Below are 19053 nucleotides of genomic sequence, written 5' to 3' on the forward strand. Positions count from 1 at the left end.
GGGGCTTCGTCAGGTTCAAGAACGCGCTCGGCGAGGTTCCGGTAATGAGCGGCGAGCAAGAGCTCGGGATAACCGAGAGCAAGGAGCATTCGACGGGCGAGTGGTACGCCGAAGTCGTGCAGAAGGCGGAGATGGCCGACTACGCCCCCATGGGCGGATTCATCGTCACGCGCCCGCGCGGGTACGCCGTCTGGGAGCGGATTCAGGACCACCTCGACGGCTGGTTCAAGGAGACGGGCGTCCAGAACGCCTACTTCCCGCTTTTCATCCCCGAGAGCTACCTCGAACGGGAGAAAGACGTCGTCGAGGGCTTCGACCCCGAGGTCGCGTGGGTGACCCACGGCGGCTACGACGAACTCGAAGAGCGCCTCGCCGTCCGCCCCACCAGCGAGTCCATCATCACCCCCTTCATCGCCGACTGGGTGCGCTCCCATCGGGACCTCCCGATGCGGCTCAACCAGTGGTGCTCGGTCGTCCGCTGGGAAGCAACCGAGACGAAGCCGTTCTTCCGCACGAAGGAGTTCCTCTGGCAGGAGGGCCACACCGCCCACGCCGACGAGGACGGCGCCTGGGACGAGACGATGACCCGCCTCGAACAGTACGAGTCCCTCTACGAGGACGTCCTCGCGATGCCCGTCCTGAAGGGCCGCAAGCCCGAACACGACAAGTTCCCCGGCGCTCACACGACGACGACCGTCGAGGCGCTGATGCCCGACGGCAAGTCCGTCCAGGGCGGGACCTCCCACTACCTCGGGACCTCCTTCGCCGAGGCGTTCGACATCACCTACAGCGACGAGGACGAGAACGAACAGACCGCCCACACCACCTCGTGGGGCCTCTCGTGGCGCTCGATGGGCGCGCTCATCATGACCCACTCCGACGAGCAAGGGCTCGTGCTCCCGCCCGCGCTCGCCCCCGAGCAGGTCGTGATCGTCCCCATCTGGCAGGAGGACAACAAAGAGGAAGTCGTCGAGTACGCCGCCGACGTGGCCGCCGAACTTGACGAGGAGGGCCTGCGCGTCCACCTTGACGACCGCGACAACCGCAACCCCGGGTTCAAGTACAACGAGTGGGAGCTCAAGGGCGTCCCCCTCCGCATCGAAGTCGGCCCCAACGAGGTCGAGGACGAGGAGCTGACGATGAACCACCGCCCTGACGGCGAAACCGTCGTCGAGGACCGTGCAGACGCCGTCGAAGCCGTCGAGGACAACCTCGACACCGTCTTCGCCAAGCTCTACGCCAGCGCCGAGGAGACGCTGGAGGGCGAGATCCGCGAAGCCGAGTCCCGCGAGGAGATCCTCGGCACCATCGGCCAGCACGGCGGCTACGTCAAGTCCGGCTGGTGCGGCGACGAGGACTGCGAGGAGCCCATCAAGGAGGCCATCGCCGCCGAGATCGCGATGGTCCCCCTCGACCGCGACGAGGAGCCCATCCACGACGAGTGCGCTATCTGCGGCGAGGAGGCCGAGGAAACGGCCTACTGGGCGAAGACGTACTGACGACGGGCACCCCTTTTCGAGGCGCCGGCCGCTCCGTCGACGTCCGGAGTCAGTTCCCGCTCGCTTTCGACGCGCCCTTCTCGTAGACGGGAGCGAGCGTCGCGTACACGGGATAGGGGAGGTTCCGGGCGACCGCCTGCACAACGTCGTGGTGGACCGGCCGAGTCGCGTCCGCGGCGAGCGAATCGACGTCGGTCGCCGATACCCAGCGGAAGAACTCCGTCGCACCCGCGATGGGGAACGTTCGGTCGAAGTCGACGTGCTCCTGAATGTCCCGCCACATGAACCGCTCGTCCGCGCCCATTGTGTACGCGCCGCGCTCGAACCCCCGCCGGATCTCCTCGAACGTCTCCGGGGACATCTCGTACCCGAAGTCGTTCGGATCGAGGCCCGCGAGGACCAGCCCGCACATCGTCCGGTAGCACTTCTCGCACTCGTTGCAGTTCGCTCCCGCTTCCGACTCCGTACACGTCCGGAGCGTGAGGTCCGCGCCCTCCGAGCGGACGTAGTCCGCGATGAGTTCGATCTTCTCCTGGCGGCTCAGCTCGTACCCGTCGTGGTTGCAGTCGGTGTAGCACCAGCGGACCCTGTCGTCGATCTCCGGGTGGGACCCCCACGGTTCGGTGAACGCCGCAGTGTGGGTCGCGGCCATGTGGACCGTCCCCCACCCGAGTTTGTACGCGATCGGCGCCGTCAGCCCGAGGAGACCGAGTCCGTGGCCCACGGAGCTGTACCACGCCCCGTCGACGTACCGCTGGTAGTGCGCCTGTAGCATCCGCGTGTCCAGAAACGACAGCATGTTGGACCGGACGTAGCGGGTTTCGAGGCCGTGTTCGTCGGCGAATTGCCCGATCTGACCGCGGACGTTCTCCCAGCGGTCGTCCTGGTCGACGTCGACGACCCAGCCCTGAACGCTGACGAGCGTCGGATCCGCCTCCCGCGTGCGGATGTAACTCGCCACCGAGTCCACCCCGCCGCTGAACAGCAGCGCCTCGTCGTGGAACGACGCCGGATCGCGCTCGACCCGGGTGTCGACGACCTCCTCGGCCCGGATCTCTCCGCCTTCCATGAACTCCGGGTACATCCCGACCAGCGCGTCTCGGACCGCTTCGAGCGCGCGCAGGAATCGCTCGTCCACGACTTCCACCGAGACGTCCGTCCCGTTCGCCCACGCGACCGGACAGATCTGCGCGAGCGCCGGGATCACGGAGACGGCCTCCGGGACGTCGGATACGTCGACGTCGTACTCCGCACGGAACCGCTCGCCCGTGAAAAACCGACGGAGCCCGTCCGGCGGTGTCACGTCGCACTCGATCATCGACGACTCCGTGGCCGGAGGAGCGATTTCGTGGGTCATCGCTCGTCTCCCCGGGATCGGTCGAGTGGCCGTCGTCGGTCGGATCTCACAGGTACTTTCGTCACCATGTTACGGCCGCTGGATGGTTCGAGTGTGGAATAGTTGTTGTCTGTATAACTAGTTCGGAATGACTATAGGGCGAAAGTACAACCGACCACCATCTCTCTACAGAGGGGCTACCGATCGATGTTTCTCGGTAAGGTCCTCGTCGCCGACTCGATACCTCGCCGGATGGCGATCGTGTCCGAGCGCGGACGAGGATTCGAGGATGGCCCGTAACCGACCCTGCAGGCGGCCACGGAGAACCCGGGGATTACGACGTTACGGTCCTCGTTCCGAGGCGGACGGCGTTGACGGCCGCCCCGATCAGCACGACGATGCTGGCGAAGTACAGCCACGTGACGAACAGCAGGACCGCTCCGATGACGCCGTAGGCCGCGTACTGGCTCGCCCCGGAGGCGTAGATCCGGAACCCGACCTGCAGCAGTACCCAGCCCACGGCGGCTACGACCGCGCCGGGGAGCACCTCTTTGACCGAGACGTCGACCGGTGGAAGCACGTAGTATATCGGCAGGAACGCGAGTGCGAGCACGGCGACCAGCACCAGCGTCCCGAACACGTTGACGAGCGGGATCTCAAGCGACAGGATCGACAGGGCGACCCCGACGGCGACGACGAACCCGACGGCGAGACCGATGCCGAGGATCACGACGAGCGCGTCGCGCACCTGATCCAGCAGCGACGCCTCGACGTCGTCCGTGTACACCTCGTCGAACGCCTGGTCGAGGCCGCGGAAGAGTTTCAGGGCGCTCCACGTCAGCGTGATCAGCCCGACCACGGACGCGGCACCGCGACCGGTGCTGTTCGTCAGTGCCTGGGAGACGGTGTCGGTTCCCGACGAGGAGAGTTGCTGGCTGAGCATGCTCGTCACGCGGTCGGCCAGCGCCTCTCCGCCCACGGCCGAGGCGACCACGACGGCGAGCAGTAGCAGCGGGATTATCGACACGAACCCGTAGTAGGCGATCCCCGCGGCCAGGAACGTGAGGTTCCGGTCGCGCGCGAGTTCGACGACGGAACGAACGGTCGACATACCGGTCATCGCTGTTCCATTCGGTTGAACCCGACGCTGGCGCAGGAAAGCGCCACCCTGAGCCCTCGATCCGACTGCGCGTGGCGGTCCGAGCGAGCCGTCATCTCGACCCGTCGGACCGCTCCGACCGTCGGTTCGAGCGCGCCATCAGGACGAGCAACGTTGCGCAGGCGAGCCCGACCACGGCCGCTCCGGCACCGAACCCGTCGCCCCCGGCGCTGGTCCGCTCGGGTCCGGTGTCGGTCCCGACGGCCGGGTCCTCCCTGACGTTCAGCGTCCCTGCAGTCGCGCCGTCGACCGTCACCTCCCCCGCAGCGGCCGGGAACACCACGGAGACGTTCCGCCGGGTGTCGGGTGCCACCCGGACCGTCTCGTTTTTGACCTGCTGGCCGTCGACCGCGACCGACAGGGTGTGTACCGCGGTCCGATTGGCGCGGTTGACCAGCGTGGTCTCGACCGAGGCGTTGTAGCCCGAACGGACCCAGTCCGGGAGCCCGTCGGCATCGACTACCTCGACGTCGTCGGACCGCGGCGCGAGTTTGCCGCCGGCAGGCACGGCCGTCCGGTTGCGCGCCGTCGGCGGCTCCTCGATCGTGTCGGACTCGACGACCGAGACGGTAGACCGGGCCGTCCCGCCGACGACGATCTCGTGGTCCCCGACCTCGTCGAACGTGCGCTCGAACGTGATCACGTCTGACTCGCCCGCACCGAGAGTGACCGCCTTCGACGCCACCAGTTCGCCGTCGACCGTGAGGGGGACGAGTTCCCGGTCGGCGCCGTCGGCCGGATTCCGCACCCGCGCCTCGACGACAGCGGACTCACCGACAGACACTGTCTTCCCGGCGACTCTGGTCTCGGCGATCTCGAACGACACCTCCGGCGTCGACGTGTCCGCCGACTGCTCGGTCGAGGCGCCGACCTGCGGGGTCGGCGCTGCAGTCGGTTCCGGCGTGTCGGTCGGCGTCTCGTCCGCGGACGACTGTTGAACTGGCGTGTCGGTCGGAGTTGGGGTCGGCGTGTCGTCCCCGGAAGACTGCTGATCCGGGGTCGCAGTCGGCGTCGTCGCCTGCGTGTCGGTCGGTTCCGGCGTCTCGGTGGGCGTCGGCTCCGGCGTCGGTGTCTCCGTCGCCATCGCGGTAGGTGACGGCGTGGTCGTCACAGTCGGTGATTCCGTGGGCGACGGCGTCGCCGTCGCCGTCGCGGTCTGCGACTCGGTCTGTGTAGCCGTGGTCGTCGGCTCCAGTGTCGAGACCGGTTCCTGGGTCGTCGTCGCTCCGTCTCCGCCGTCGCTCTCGTTGTCGTCGTCCTGCCACGGCCATTCGTTCTCGTGGTCACTATCGTCTTCGTCCCCTTCGTCGTCGTCGTCGCGTTCGTCGTCGTTCTCGTCATCGTCGTCTCCCCACGGCCACTCGTTTTCGTCGCCGTCTTCGTCATCGGTTTGCTCGTCCTCGTGGTCCGTCTCTCCGTCCTCGTCTTCGTCCGGTTCGTCGGTCGCGAGGGAGAGCGGATCGTCCGCGGACGCGGGGCCATCGTCGGAGGCCGTGGTTCCGTGGGCGTTCGACCCGGCGACCGGGACGGTTCCGGTCGCGACCGCTGCTCCGGCGAGTGTGGCGACGCCGATGAGTACGACTACCGCGAGTCGTGGCGAGGCGGCGCGTTCCATGGTGGTAGGCCGAGCGTATCACCAATTGTTAATCGCCCGTGAGGGCGAGTAACGTCCTCCTGCGCTCGACCGGCTCGCGACGGGCCCGACCGCATCGACGTCTGGTTCCGTCCAGACCGAACAGGCGTCCCCTCCCCCGATCCCGCCCGGCTCGACCCCCACTGATACCGCGCCCACTCGCCTGTAAGCTCTCTTTTCGGTCGTCCGTTCGAATCGAAAAGGAGTCGCCGTGAGCCGCTGAAACCGGCGTCTCGACCGGTTTCCGGGGTCGGCCTTACAGGTCGGCGTCCCTGAACCGGTAGTAGCCGACCGCGAGCGGGACGAGAAGCCACGCGACCAGTATCGCCAGGGCTGCCCACCAGTCGACGTACACGGGGGCGCCATCGGCCACGTACCGCGCCGCCCGGCCGACGTCGAAGCCGGCGCGTATCAGGCGGTCGTAGGACTCGGCCGGTCCGAACAGTCGGAACAGCAGCGCCCAGTCGGGCATATCGGTGAGGACGCTGAACCGGAACCGGTGGAGGAACAGCATGACCACCGAGTGGACGGTCCCCCAGAGGTTCACGACGATCATGTACGCGCCGAAGGCGCCGAAGGTGATCCAGCGGTCGACCGTCGTCGCCATCGAGAGGCCGACGGCGGCGCCGAGGAACGCTAGCCCGTAGAGCGCGGATACGAACAGGAACCACGGGAACATCGCCGCCCCGTCGGTCCCGTAGCGGACCGCGCCGACGACCCCCGCCGCGACGAGCGCGACGAGGGTCGGTGCGAGCAACACGATCGATCGGCCGACGAGCGTCCCGACGACCAGATCCCGGCGGGAGCAGGGGAACGACAGCGTGAGGAACAGCCTCCCGCTGGACCGGTCGTCAGAGATGGACTTGTACCCCAACAGCAGCGCGACGATCGGCACGACCGCGGTGACGACGTCGGTGAGCCCGTTCAGGAACGCGGGGAACTCCTCGACGCCGAGATACGAGTGGCCGAACGCGTAGCCGACCGACAGCAGCGTCAACAGTGCGAACAGCAGCCAGATCGTCTTCGACCGGGCCGCGTCGCTGACGTCCTTGCGCGCGACGTCGGTCCAGGTCACGACAGGTCCCTCCCGGCGAAGCGGACGTACGCGAGCCCCAGCGGCCCGACGACCCACAGCGCCAGCAACAGGAGCGCGAGCCATTCGTTGAGATACCACGCGTCACCGACGCTGCGGCTCGGGTCCACGATTCCCGCGGTGGCCCGCGTGAAGACGCGATTGGGCGCCAGTGCGAAGACGAACTCCGCGGCGGCGGGCAGGCCGTCGTCGGCCAGGCCGGCAGCGGTCAGCCCCATCGTGAGCGCCCGTTCGATCGTACTCCACATCAGGACGAACAGGAACAGGAGCGCGAACCCGAGGACGAGCGCGCGCCGCTTCGTCGCGACGGCGAGCGAGACGGCGACGCCGATGCCGCTCCAGACCGCGGCGAACGCGACGGTCAGGGCCACGAATAGCAGGAACCGGCCGAGCGCGAGTTGGCCGAAGGGGTAGACGACCAGCGCGCCGGCGACGACGAGCGCGCCGACGAGCGTCGCGGCCAGCACGCCGGTCCGGCTGACGTACTTCCCGAGGACGACGTCTCCGCGGCTCTGGGGGAGCGACAGCGCGAGCCGAATCGCTCCCGACTCCCGGTCGCTCACGACGGCGTTGTAGCCCAGCAGGACGCCGACGAACGGAACCAGCGTCGTCAGCGTCCCCTCCACGAACCCCGGGAACCGGGCGGTCGTGTACGGTTCCGTCCCGATGACCGGATAGACGTACCCGGCGAACGCGACCGCGAACGCGACCAGACCGAGCAGGACCTTCGACGAGCGGTCGCCGACCGTGAGCGCGCCGTCCTGCCGGGCGACGGATCGCCACGTCATCGCTTTCCGGACCCGGTGTACTCGATGAACATGTCCTCCAGCGAGGCCTCCTCGGTCCGGAAGTTCACCACGTCGACGCCCGCGTCGTGCAGTTCGACGAGGATCTCCATCTTCGCGTCGTTCGAACACGTCACCTCGATGGTCGAGTCGTCCTGTGCGACCACGGTCTCGACGCCCGCGACGGACTCGACGCTGCGCAGGACGCCGTCCTCGATCCGGTCGAGCGTGATGACGAGTTTCGTCCCGCCCCCGAGCGACTCCCGGAGTCCCTCGATGGTGTCGACGGCGACTAGTTCGCCGTCCTGAAGGATACCGACCCGGTCGCAGACGGCCTCGACCTGTTCGAGGATGTGGCTGGAGAAGAAGATGGTCGCGCCGCGCTCGTTCTCCTCGCGGAGGATCTGGCGCATCTCCGCGGCGCCGTTGGGGTCGAGTCCCGTACTCGGCTCGTCGAGCAGGAGCAGGTCCGGTTCGCCGACCAGCGCCATCCCGAGCACCAGCCGCTGGGCCATCCCCTTCGAGTAGTCGCTCGCCTGCCGGTCGGCGTCTTCGAGGATGCCAACCCTGTCGAGGATTTCACTCGGATCGGCGTCGGCGTCTTTCGTCCGCATCGCGTACTCGATGTGCTGACGGCCGGTGAGCCGCTCGAACACGGAGTACCCTTCCGGGAGCACGCCGATCCGACTGCGGGCCGCGGTGCCGTCGCGCTGGCAGTCGTGGCTGAAGATTTCGGCCGACCCTTCGGTCGGCTTCACGAAGTCCAGCAGGACGTTGATGAACGTCGACTTCCCGGCCCCGTTGGGGCCGAGAAAGCCGAAGGTCTCCCCTTCTTCGACGGTGAGGTCCAGACGGTCCAGCGCCGTCTCGGTCCCGTACCGTTTCGTTACCGCTTCGGCTTCGATAGCTACCATGTGCGTGTACTGTACCACCGGGGTATTAATACCGCGAGGAGAATTTCAGGGCCAGCAACTCGTCGATCGGACCAGTTCGGTGACTCCCTCGACGCGCCAGCCCACCGCATCGACGACCCCGTCTGCACCGCTCAAACGGCCGACTTCCGTCGGAGAAACGCCGCGAACGTCTCGCTGTCTACGTTGCAGTGGACGGCGGGCTTGAATCCCCCGAGGTGTGTGCCGCGGTCGCTCCCCGACCGAGGGTTCAGGACGTCCGCGACCGCCTCGTCCATGTAGTAGTTCGGTCCCTCGCGGCGGTCGCTCAGCCGGATCGCCCGGTCGAGCAGGCCACCGGGTTCGCGCCCGGGAACGATCACTACGGACCGCGGTCGCTCCGTGAGAGCCGTGTCCTGGGCATACAGCTCCCCATTTTCGGCGAACCGTTTGGCGTGTGCGTTCTCGGGATGGCGATCCAGCAGCGCCGCTTTCTCCGCGGCGTCCATCTCGGGGTCCACGACTACGGGCGACTCGGCGACCGTGAAGTAGCCGAACAGGTAGCGGTGTTTGTACGCCGAGTCGGGACTCGGGAACCCGCCGTAGAACGCGACGGCGTCGCCCGGGTCGAGGTCGCGGAGCTTCGCGACGTAGCCCGGCCGGGGTTCGCCGTAGGTGAGCGCCGCGAAGTTCGGGTCGCGGTGGACCTGCTGGTCACGGATGGCCTCCGGGTCGGTGACCCACTCGCCGTCGCTGCCCGGACGGATCCCGTCGAGCAGGTCCGCGAGTGGCCCGTCGCGGTGTCGACAGTCGATAGTTCCGTAGGTCGCCGACTCGCTCGTCGCGCCCGTCTCCGGGATGGGGACGTACTCGAAGCGGCCCTCGACGTCGACTCGCGGGACTGGTCGGACGTTCCCGGTGTCGGCGCCGACGCCGCAGAGGACGACTGTCACGGCAGGGAGTCGACGCCGAGCGCGAAAAAGGGACCGATAGCTCGGACGCGACCGCGGACAGGGGTTTCGATGTCTCTCGTCGGTCGTCGACGGCCGCGCTCCCCTGGTCGGTGCCTGACAGCGGACCCGGGGAGCGCGGATCAGGTGGATAGCGGGTGAGGCGGGTCGGGCAGACAGGGGTGACACCGCCGACGGGGACGGTTCGGAAGCGTGTGACGGGTGCCGTCGGGGTGTCGAACGCCGACAGTCTGCTGTCGAACGACGGCCCGGGCCGGGCCGGCGCCGCGGGAGAGAGCGGGGGCCGCGTCGACAGGGCGGCTGCCGGCACCCGGTGTGAAGGGGCGGACCGGAAAAGCGGTACCGGATGGTTCAACGCCGCTTTGAGTGCTCGACGGCGGGGACGACGACGCTTATCGCTCCCACAGCGCGTCCTCGCGCTCGGTCGCTTCACAGCCACCTTTTTCCTGCCCGGGTTTCCTCGTTCGCTCCGCTCACTGCGGGAACCCGGGGCAAAAACGTGGGTGAAAAAGCCGCTCGCTCCCGTCGGTCGCTCGCGGTGAACCGCGCGCCGCAGGCGCGCGGACGCCGTTTCACTCCCGCAGCGCGTCCTCGCGCTCGGTCGCCTCCAGCGTCTCTTCCTCGACGCTCGTGGCGACGACGGCCGGCTTGTACGCGCCGCCGTCGATGAGGTCGTGGTCCGAGACCGACGACTCGACGAAGCGAGTGAACGCGCGCCGTTCCGGCGGAAGTTCACCGTACAGCACTTCCTCCTCGACGAGGTCGTAGACGGGAATGCGCGGCGTGAGCAGCGTGTTCTCGCCGACGACGGAGTTCTCGCCGACGACGAATCCGGAGGTGACGCGACAGCCGGCGCCCAGCGAGACGCCGTCCTCGACGATGACCGGCGCGTCCTCGACCGGTTCGAGGACGCCGCCGATGAGCGTGTTCGCGCCCAGCTTGACGTTGTCGCCGATCTGCGCACACGAGCCGACCGTGTCGCAGGAGTCGACGAGCGTCCCGTCGCCGACGTGGGCGCCGATGTTGACGAACGCGGGCGACATCAGGATGGCGTCGCTGCCGACGTAGGCGCCGCGGCGGATGACCGTCCCGTCGGGCGTGTTGCGGGTACCGCGCTCGGCCAGGTCCTCGGTCTCGCGCAGCGGGAGCACGTCGTGGTACTGCACGTCGCCGTACTCGCGGGCCTCGGTCTCGCGGAGACCGAAGTTCAGGAGGATGCCCTGCTTGACCCACTCGTTGGCTTCCCACTCGCCGCCGGCCTTCTCGGCGGCACGGACCTCGCCGGCTTCGAGCGCGGCGAGGAACTCCTCCAGCACTTCGAGGTGGTCGTCGGTCGCGTCGGCGGCCGTCAGGCCGTCCTGTTTCTCCGCCCAGAGGTCCTCGACGTCGGCTTGTAGACTCATTGCTCGGGCGTTTTCGCTCCGGCGTAATAGCGGTCGTGGTATGGACCGGCCAGCCGCGGCGAGCGGGTGACTGTCGCGGTCACTCGGCGTCGATGACCTCGTCGAACTCGTGCCAGCCGTCGCCCTCGTCGGCGAGCCAGACGGCCGCGTCGAGCGCACCTGCGGCGAAGACCCCGCGGTCCTCCGCGCGATGAGAGAGCGAGACGACTTCGTCGTTGCCGGCGAGGACGAGTTCGTGCTCGCCGCGGACGTCGCCGGCGCGGCGGGCGAAGACGCCGATCTCGTCGTCCTCGCGCGGCGCGTGGCCTTCGCGGCCGTAGACGGGTTCCACGTCGCGCTCTTCCTGGATGGTTTCGAGGATCGTGTTGGCGGTCCCGGAGGGCGCGTCGACCTTGTCGTTGTGATGGGTCTCCATCAGTTCGAGGTCGTAGCCGTCGAGCGCGCCGACGGCTTCGGTGACCGTCCGGAGCAGCACCTGGATCCCCCGCGAGAAGTTGGTGGCCTTGAGGACCGGGATCTCGTCGCTCGCAGCTTCGAGCGCGTCGAACCCCGCGGCGTCGAAGCCCGTGGTTCCGACGACGAGGCCGACGTCCGCCGCGACGCAGTCGTCGACGATTCCGAGCGCGGCCTCGGGGGTCGAGAAGTCCACGACCGCGTCGGGGTCGTACTCGTCGAGCGCGTCCGCCACCTCGTCCGCTCCGACGACCGGGACGCCCCCGATCTCGCCGGCGTCGCTCGCGTGGAACCCGACGACGACTTCGGCGTCGTCGCGCTCCGCGGCCGTCTCGATGACCGTTCGACCCATCCGTCCGGCGGCGCCGTTGACCGCGATTGCCGTCGTCATCGTTCGATCTCGGCGTAGTCGTCCTCGTAGTCGAACGTTTCGGCTTCCAGGTCGTCGAGCACCGCTTGCAGGTCGTCGCGGTACTCCGCGGAGAGACGGGTCAGCGGCGAGCGCAGTCGCGCGGGGCCGTACCCGCGGATCTGCATCGCTTCCTTGACCGGGATCGGGTTGGTCTCGACGAAGAGTTCGCGGAACAGCGGGCCCAGGCGGTGGTGGATCTCGCGGGCGCGTTCGAAGTCACCGGCCAGCGCCGCGCCGACCATCGCGCACGTCCGCTCGGGTTCGACGTTGGCGGCGACGCTGATGGCGCCCGTCGCACCGACCGAGACCATCGGCAGGGTCATCCCGTCGTCACCGGAGAGCACGTCCAGATCGGTGTCACGGGTCCGCTCGATGATCTCGCTGATCTGGCCCATGTCGCCGCTGGCGGCTTTGAACCCCTGGATGTTGGGATGGCCGGCGAGTTCCTCGACGGTCTCGGGTTCGATGTTCTGTCCGGTGCGCGAGGGGACGTTGTAGACGATCTGCGGCAGGTCGACCGCGTCGGCGATCCGCTCGTAATGCTCGACGAAGCCGCGCTGTTCGGGCTTGTTGTAGTAGGGAGAGATGAGCAGCAGGGCGTCGGCGCCGGCGTCGGCCGACCGCTGGGAGAGCGAGAGCGCCTCGCGGGTGTTGTTCGAGCCGGAGCCGGCGATGACCGGCACGTCGTCGACGGCGTCGACGACCGCCTCGACGACCTCGATGTGTTCGTCGTGGGTCATCGTGGCGGACTCGCCCGTCGAGCCGCAGGGGACGAGGCCGTCGACGCCCGCGGCCTCCAGCCGCTGGGCGTCCCGCCGGAGTGTCTCGAAGTCGATACTGCCGTCGTCGTCGAACGGCGTGCACATCGCCGGATACACGCCGCGGAACTCGAATGTCATTGGCTGGTGTTCGCGTCGGTGGGTGATAGGCTGCCCGGGATCGGTCGCGGGACGATACGACACGCGGCCCGATAGCAGGACCGCTCGAAGGTGGCCCGCGACGAGGTCGCCACGCTCGCCGGGAGCCGCTCACGACCGTTTGCGTTTCGGAGAATCGGCGGACGCGCCGGTCACGGCGAAGATGGTCGCTTCGGACCCGGCGCGGATCATGTGCGAGAGACGGACAGCGATCGACTTAGTGGTTGTGGACGCAAGCCGCTCACTTCATCAGCGACCGGAGGACTTCCAGTTCCTCGTCCTCGGTCAGCTTGTCGGACTCCATGCAGGCGTGGACGACCTTGTGCGCGAGTTCCGGCGAGAGCGAGAGATCCGTCCCCTCTCCGGCACCGGTCTCGTCGAGCCGCGACTCGATCGTCGCGAGTCGATCCTCCACGGCGGCGAGCCGTCGGTCGGTGATCCCGGGCGACGCTTCGGCCTCGCCGGATGCGTCGCCGTCGCTGGTTCGCCCCGATTCGGCGTCGCTCCGGGCAGCAGACCGCGCCGACTCCCCGTCGCGATCGGCGTCACCGGAGTCCGTCGACTCCCGGTCGTTCCCGTCGTCGGTCGGTCCCCGGCCCCCGTCGTTCTCCGGCGTCGCCGACTGGATCGCGGCCGCTCCGGCGTCGTCCGCGGCGCTATCCTCGTCGCCGAAGGCCGACTCGGCGAAGGCGCGCCTGTCGCTCCACTCGAAGCCCGGGATCGCGTTGAGACGGCGACAGATCGTCGCTCGCGTGACGTCGAGGTCTTCGGCGAGGTCGCCCTGGGAGGCGTTCGGACGCTCGTACAGGGCCTCGAGCGTCCGGCGCTGCTTGTCCGACAGCGAATCGAGGTCCGGTGGACGGTCGGGCTCGTCGTCGGTCGCCGGGGCGCCGTCGTCGGGAGTGGTCGTCTCCTCGTTCCCGGCGAGTCCCCCGCTGCCGATGCCGCCACGAGTGAGGGTGTCGGCCTCTCGATCGGGGGTGCTCGTCGATGGGCCGGGGTCCGTAGTCGAAACTTCCCCGTCCGCCGAGTTCCCGTCCGCTCCGGACTCGTCCATCGCGCCCTCGTCCGATGGCGTGGTCTCGTCAGGAACCGGAGCGTCGTCCGCGCTCGTGTCGACGTTCAATCCCCTGGTGCCGCCGTCCGTGGAGGTCCCGTTGTCCATCGTGGTTCCGTCCGTCTCGGTCTCTTCGGCGGTATTGCCGTCGAGTTCTGTGTCGTCAGCGGATTCGTCGGCCACGAGCCCGGTATCGTCAGTGGCAGGGCCGTCCGCGGCCGTGCTTTCGTCGCCACTAGCGTCGGTCCCGGCGAGATCACTCGCGTCGCCCGACGCACCGTCGGCGTTCGGGGAACCGTCCGCGTCCCCGGGCCCTTCGGTGGACTCGTCTTCGCGGCCGGGATCGCCGTACTCGTCGAGGACCCGCTCGACGAGCCCGGGCGACGCGCCGCTGACCTCGTCGGCGATTGCCTCCATCGACGCATCCGGGTCAGAGGCCGCGACGTCGAGGATCCGTCTGTGAATCATCGCTCGCGGCTGGTCACGTCCACGGTCCGCACTACTCATTATCTGAGTTACAGTTCGGGCTCCCGTATAGAACTTCCGCTCGAAGTGAATATATAATTAACAAGTGGCAGCAGGACAGCCACCAGTTCGGACCCAATTTGTCAACGCGTGAGAGGGTCGATTATCCGACCTATCAGTTGGTAGATGGCGTGGTGCAAAAAAATCATCGCGGGGCGGGACGGCGATTCGGTACGGTGAAACGAGGGTGGTGACCGGCCGGGTCGTCAGTCGTCGGCCTGTCCGTGGCTGGGGACGCCGGATTCGGACGTCGGCGTCGCCGGGTCGGGCAGGTCCGTGCGCACGTCCGCGCGCTCGCGGTCAGCGATAACCTCGGCGTAGGCGTCGGGCATCACCTTCGTGAAGTTGTCCAGTTCCTCGTCCCACTCGGCCAGCAGGTCGGCGGCGCGCTCGGAGTCGGTGTACTCCGCGTGGTTCTCGACGAGGCGCGTGATCAGCTTCCGGTCGAGTTCGTCGAGCGCGGGCTCGATGGAGACCATGCCGGTGTTGGCCTTCCGGGCGAACTGGCCGTCGGGGTCGTAGACGTAGGCGACGCCGCCGGACATCCCGGCCGCGAAGTTCTTGCCCGTCTCGCCGAGGACGACGATGGCGCCGCCGGTCATGTACTCACAGCCGTGGTCGCCGACGCCCTCGACGACGCCCGTTACGCCGGAGTTGCGGACGGCGAATCGCTCGCCGGCCACGCCGTTGACGTAGGCTTCGCCCTGGGTCGCGCCGTACAGGGCGACGTTGCCGATGACGACGTTCTCCGCTGCCGCGTAGTTGGCGTTCTCGGGCGTCCGGACGATCAGCTTCCCGCCCGAGAGGCCCTTGCCGACGTAGTCGTTGGCGGTACCGACCAGGTCCATCGTGATCCCGTGCTGGAGGAAGGCGCCGAAGCTCTGGCCGGCGGTGCCCTCTAGCCGGCAGTCGATGGTGTCGTCCGGCAGGCCCTCGCCGCCGTAGCGGCTGGACACCTCGTTCGAGAGCGTCGCGCCGATGGCGCGGTCGACGTTGTCCACTTCCCTCGAGATGGCGACCGGTTCGCCCGATTCGAGCGCCGGCTCGGCCGCGTCGATCAGGTCCCAGTCGAGCGCGTCGGCGACGTCGTGGGTCTGCTCGCGGGTCTTGTAGCGGTCGTCGTCGCCCGCGGGATCGGCGATGACGCCCGAGAGGTCGACCTTCCTCGCCTTCGGCTGGCTTACGTCCGTCCGCTGGGCGAGCACGTCGGGGCGGCCGACCATCTCGTCGACCGTCCGGAAGCCCAGTTCGGCCATGATCTCCCGCAGTTCCTGCGCGACGAAGGTCATGTAGTTGATGACGTGCTGGGGTTCGCCCGGGAAGCGGTCGCGGAGCTTCTCGTTCTGCGTGGCGACGCCGACCGGGCAGGTGTTCTCGTGGCACTGCCGGGCCATCACGCAGCCCGAGGTGACCATCGAGGCGGTCCCGAACGCGTAGCCCTCGGCGCCGAGCAGCGTGGCGACGGCCACGTCCCGGCCGGTCTTCATCCCGCCGTCGGTGGTGACCTCGATACGCGAGCGCAGGCCCGTCGCGCGGAGCATCTGGTTGGCCTCGGCGAGACCGAGTTCCCACGGGAGGCCCGCGTTCTTGATCGAGGTCTTCGGCGACGCGCCGGTCCCGCCGTCGTGGCCCGAGATGTGGACCTTGTCGGCGTTGGCCTTCGCGACGCCGGCGGCGATGGTGCCGATGCCGTCCTCGGCGACCAGCTTGACGTTCACGTCGGCGTCGGGGTTCGAGGCCTTCAGGTCGTGGATGAGCTGCTTGAGGTCCTCGATGGAGTAGATGTCGTGCAGCGGCGGCGGCGAGATGAGGCCGACGCCCGGCGTCGCGTAACGGACGTGAGCGATCATCTCGTTGACCTTCTTGCCGGGCAGGTGGCCGCCCTCGCCGGGCTTGGAGCCCTGGGCCATCTTGATCTGCAGCTCCTCGGCCTCCGAGAGGTACTCGCTGGTGACGCCGAACCGGCCGGAAGCGACCTGCTTGATGCCGCACTCCTTCTCGGTGCCGAACCGTTCGGGCGGCTCGCCGCCCTCGCCGGTGTTGGCGTTGCTGCCGAGGCGGTTCATCGCGATGGCGTTGTTCTCGTGCATCTCCGGCGAGAGCGACCCGAGGCTCATCGCGGCCGTCTCGAAGCGTTCGACGATGTCCTCGACCGGTTCGACCTCCTCGATGGGGACCGACTCGCGGTCGGAGTCGAACTTCAGCAGGCCGCGCAGGGTCTGGAGGTTCTCGTTCTGCTCGTTGATCTCGGCGGCGAACTCCTTGTAGCGCTCGTAGTCGCCGGTGCGGACGGCCTGCTGGACCGTCCCCACGGTCGAGGGGTTCCACTGGTGGTGGATGCCGCCCGAGCGGTTCTCGTACTCGCCCTGGCGTTCGAGGTCGGGGTCCTCGCCCCAGGCGACTTCGTGGCGGTCGAGCAGGTCCTCCTCGATCTCCTCGAGGCCGATGCCTTCGGTGCGGTTGGCCGTCCCCTCGAAGTACTCCGCGACGAAGTCACTGGAGAGGCCGACGGCCTCGAATATCTGGGCGCCCTGGTAGCTCTCCACCGTGGAGATGCCCATCTTGGCCATCGTCTTCAGGAGGCCGTCCTCCAGGGCGTTGACGTAGGCGTCGATGGCCATGGAGAGTTCGGCGCCGTCCGGTCCCGCCACGAGGTCCTCGATGGTCTGGTAGGCGAGGTAGGGGTTGACCGCGCCCGCGCCGTAGCCGATCAGCGTCGAGACGTGGTGGACCGTGCGCGGGTCACCGGACTCGACGACGAGACCGACGTGGTTGCGCAGGCCGTTGCGGACGAGGTGGTGGTGGACACCGCCCACCGCCAGCAGGCTCGGGATGGCGACGCGGCCCTCGCCGGCCTGCCGGTCCGAGAGGACGACGACGTCGTGGTCGGTCGCCGCCTCGTCGGCGGCCTCGCGGGCCTCCTCGACGGCCTCGCGCAGGTCGTGTTCGTCCGGGTCGTACGTGATGTCGACGACCTTCGAGGACATGCCGTTGGCGCCGAGGTCGCGGATCGCCTCGGTCTGCTGGTCGGTGAGGACCGGCGAGTCGACGACCAGCTGGCGGGCGTGCTCGGGCGACTCGTCGAGCAGGTTGCGCTGGTGGCCCAGCCGCGACTCCAGCGAGGTGACCAGTTCCTCGCGGATGTAGTCCAGCGGCGGGTTGGTGACCTGCGCGAACAACTGCTTGAAGTAGGTGAAGAGGGGACGGTTGAACTGCGAGAGCACACTCAGGGGCGTGTCGTCGCCCATCGACCCGACCGGGTCCTTGCCCTTCTCGGCCATCGGCTCGATGAGGTGGTCGACCTCGTCGTAGGTGTAGCCGTACTGGGCCTGGTAGGCGCGCAGCTCGTCGAACTCGTGTTGGGGCAGGTTGTCGTCCTCGGGGTTGATGTCCTCGAGTTCGACCTGGTTCTCGTCGACCCACTCGCCGTACTTCTCGTCGGTCAGGCCTTCGAACACCTCGTCGTCGGGGACGACCCGGCCTTCCTCGGGGTCGGCGAGGAACAGCTGGCCGGGCTGGAGGCGGCCGCGCTCCTCGATGTCGGCGGGGTCGGTGTCGAGCGCGCCCGCTTCGGACGCCATGACGAGCGTGTTGTCGGTGAGGACGTCGTAGCGACACGGTCGCAGGCCGTTGCGGTCGAGGACGGCGCCGACGCGGTCGCCGTCGGTTGCCGCGACGAGCGCGGGGCCGTCCCACGGTTCGACCAGCGAAGCGTGGTAGTCGTACCAGTCGCGGCGCTGCCCGCTCACGTCGTTGGCCTCGCCGCGCCACGCCTCGGGGATGAGCATCCGGAGCGCGTGGGGGAGGTCGCGCCCCTCGAGCAGCAGCAGTTCGAGCGCGTTGTCGACGCTCGCGGTGTCCGATTGCTCCGGGTCGTCGATGATCGGTTTGAGCTTGTCGACGTCGGAGAACGCGTCGGAGTCGAGGTCCGTCTCACGCGCGCGCATCCAGTTGATGTTGCCCTGGATGGTGTTGAACTCGCCGTTGTGGATGATGCCGCGGTAGGGGTGGGCGAGGTGCCACGCGCCGAGGGTGTTCGTCGAGAAGCGGGCGTGGACCATCGCGAAGGTGCTGTCGAGGCGCTCGTCGGTCAGGTCGGGGTAGTAGTCGGCGACCTGCTCGCCTTTGAGCAGGCCCTTGTAGACGACTGTGTCGGTGGCCAGCGAGACGACGTAGAAGCGCTCGTGGCCCGCGGGCTCGGTCTCCTCGACGTAGTTCTCCAGCACTCGTCGGGCGACGTACAGCTGCCGGTCGAACTCGTCGCCGGTCAGCCCCTCGGCGGACTCGACGAACGCCTGGACGACCTCCGGCTCGGAGTCCAGCGCCGTCTGCCCGAGGTCGGCGTTGTTCGTCGGGACCGTCCGCCAGGCCACCACGTCGAGCCCTTCCGCAGCGAACTGCTCCTCGACGACGCCCTTCAGTTCCGCGCGCGCGTCAGCGTCGTCTTTCGGGAGGAACAGCGACCCGACGGCGTACTCGCCGGGCGTGAGGTCGGCGTCGACCTCGTCGGCGAAGAACTCGTGAGGCGTCTGGATCATGACGCCGGCGCCGTCGCCGGTCGCTTCCTCCGCTCCGGTCGTGCCACGGTGTTCGAGGTTCTCCAGCAGTTCCAGTCCGTCCGAGAGGACCCAGTGCCCACCGTCGCCGTCGAGGTCCATCACGACCCCCACGCCGCAGTTGGACCGCGCGTCGGCCGGGTCCGCCAGCCGGTGGTCCCCGTCGTCACGAGAGAATCCGCTCATGTGTCCCGCGTCTACCCGATACCCCGGTAAAACGCTTGGCCTGATAGACTATATGACCGTTATATCCACACTTAGGAGTATTAACATCCTTTGCTATGTATTACCTCACGAACGAACGGGGTAGTCACGGTGCCTGATCGTATCTACTGGTATCGTCGATTGGGTACGGTATAAAGCT

General features: G+C 68.1%; 13 protein-coding genes. 1 reads left to right on the plus strand and 12 read right to left on the minus strand.

Annotated features, from left to right (window positions below; all coding sequences use genetic code 11):
- Positions 1 to 44: 44 nt before the first annotated feature.
- Positions 45 to 1499 (plus strand): proline--tRNA ligase, encoded by a 1455-nt coding sequence (gene proS / locus AB2U09_RS10885; RefSeq protein WP_459192736.1) that lies wholly within the window; start codon positions 45 to 47, stop codon positions 1497 to 1499.
- Positions 1500 to 1548: 49 nt separating this feature from the next.
- Here the strand turns inward: proS and AB2U09_RS10890 are convergent, their stop codons facing one another.
- From AB2U09_RS10890 to gltB, 12 genes are all read right to left on the minus strand, one after another.
- Positions 1549 to 2856, minus strand: coding sequence for a hypothetical protein (locus tag AB2U09_RS10890; protein ID WP_459192737.1), 1308 nt, complete (start codon positions 2854 to 2856; stop codon positions 1549 to 1551).
- A 313-nt stretch (positions 2857 to 3169) separates the two neighbouring features.
- A complete protein-coding gene (locus AB2U09_RS10895; RefSeq protein ID WP_459192738.1) occupies positions 3170 to 3946 on the minus strand; it encodes a YihY/virulence factor BrkB family protein in 777 nt (258 codons plus the stop codon).
- Positions 3947 to 4046: 100 nt separating this feature from the next.
- Positions 4047 to 5609, minus strand: a complete 1563-nt coding sequence (locus AB2U09_RS10900) for a hypothetical protein (protein WP_459192739.1) — start codon at positions 5607 to 5609, stop codon at positions 4047 to 4049.
- A gap of 274 nt (positions 5610 to 5883) precedes the next feature.
- Positions 5884 to 6702, minus strand: coding sequence for an ABC transporter permease (locus tag AB2U09_RS10905; protein WP_459192740.1), 819 nt, complete (start codon positions 6700 to 6702; stop codon positions 5884 to 5886).
- Positions 6699 to 7508, minus strand: a complete 810-nt coding sequence (locus tag AB2U09_RS10910; RefSeq protein WP_459192741.1) for an ABC transporter permease — start codon at positions 7506 to 7508, stop codon at positions 6699 to 6701. The genes AB2U09_RS10905 and AB2U09_RS10910 overlap by 4 nt, the downstream gene beginning before the upstream one ends.
- The gene (locus AB2U09_RS10915) at positions 7505 to 8419 is read right to left on the minus strand and encodes an ABC transporter ATP-binding protein (RefSeq protein ID WP_459192742.1); all 915 of its coding nucleotides are present in this window, start codon (positions 8417 to 8419) and stop codon (positions 7505 to 7507) included. The genes AB2U09_RS10910 and AB2U09_RS10915 overlap by 4 nt, the downstream gene beginning before the upstream one ends.
- A gap of 131 nt (positions 8420 to 8550) precedes the next feature.
- Positions 8551 to 9348, minus strand: a complete 798-nt coding sequence (locus AB2U09_RS10920; RefSeq protein ID WP_459192743.1) for an Nmad3 family putative nucleotide modification protein — start codon at positions 9346 to 9348, stop codon at positions 8551 to 8553.
- Positions 9349 to 9938: 590 nt separating this feature from the next.
- Entirely contained in the window at positions 9939 to 10769 is an 831-nt protein-coding gene (locus AB2U09_RS10925; protein WP_459192744.1) for a 2,3,4,5-tetrahydropyridine-2,6-dicarboxylate N-succinyltransferase, read from the minus strand.
- 79 nt (positions 10770 to 10848) lie between these two features.
- Positions 10849 to 11613, minus strand: a complete 765-nt coding sequence (gene dapB / locus AB2U09_RS10930) for a 4-hydroxy-tetrahydrodipicolinate reductase (RefSeq protein WP_459192745.1) — start codon at positions 11611 to 11613, stop codon at positions 10849 to 10851.
- Positions 11610 to 12533 (minus strand): 4-hydroxy-tetrahydrodipicolinate synthase, encoded by a 924-nt coding sequence (gene dapA, locus AB2U09_RS10935; protein WP_459192746.1) that lies wholly within the window; start codon positions 12531 to 12533, stop codon positions 11610 to 11612. Before dapA ends, dapB begins: the two co-directional genes overlap by 4 nt.
- 259 nt (positions 12534 to 12792) lie before the next feature.
- Complete coding sequence (locus AB2U09_RS10940) at positions 12793 to 14115, minus strand: MSCRAMM family adhesin (protein ID WP_459192747.1); 1323 nt, start codon at positions 14113 to 14115, stop codon at positions 12793 to 12795.
- A 224-nt stretch (positions 14116 to 14339) separates the two neighbouring features.
- Complete coding sequence (gene gltB, locus AB2U09_RS10945; protein ID WP_459192748.1) at positions 14340 to 18875, minus strand: glutamate synthase large subunit; 4536 nt, start codon at positions 18873 to 18875, stop codon at positions 14340 to 14342.
- Positions 18876 to 19053 lie beyond the last annotated feature (178 nt).

This window comes from Halosimplex yunnanense (assembly GCF_054504345.1).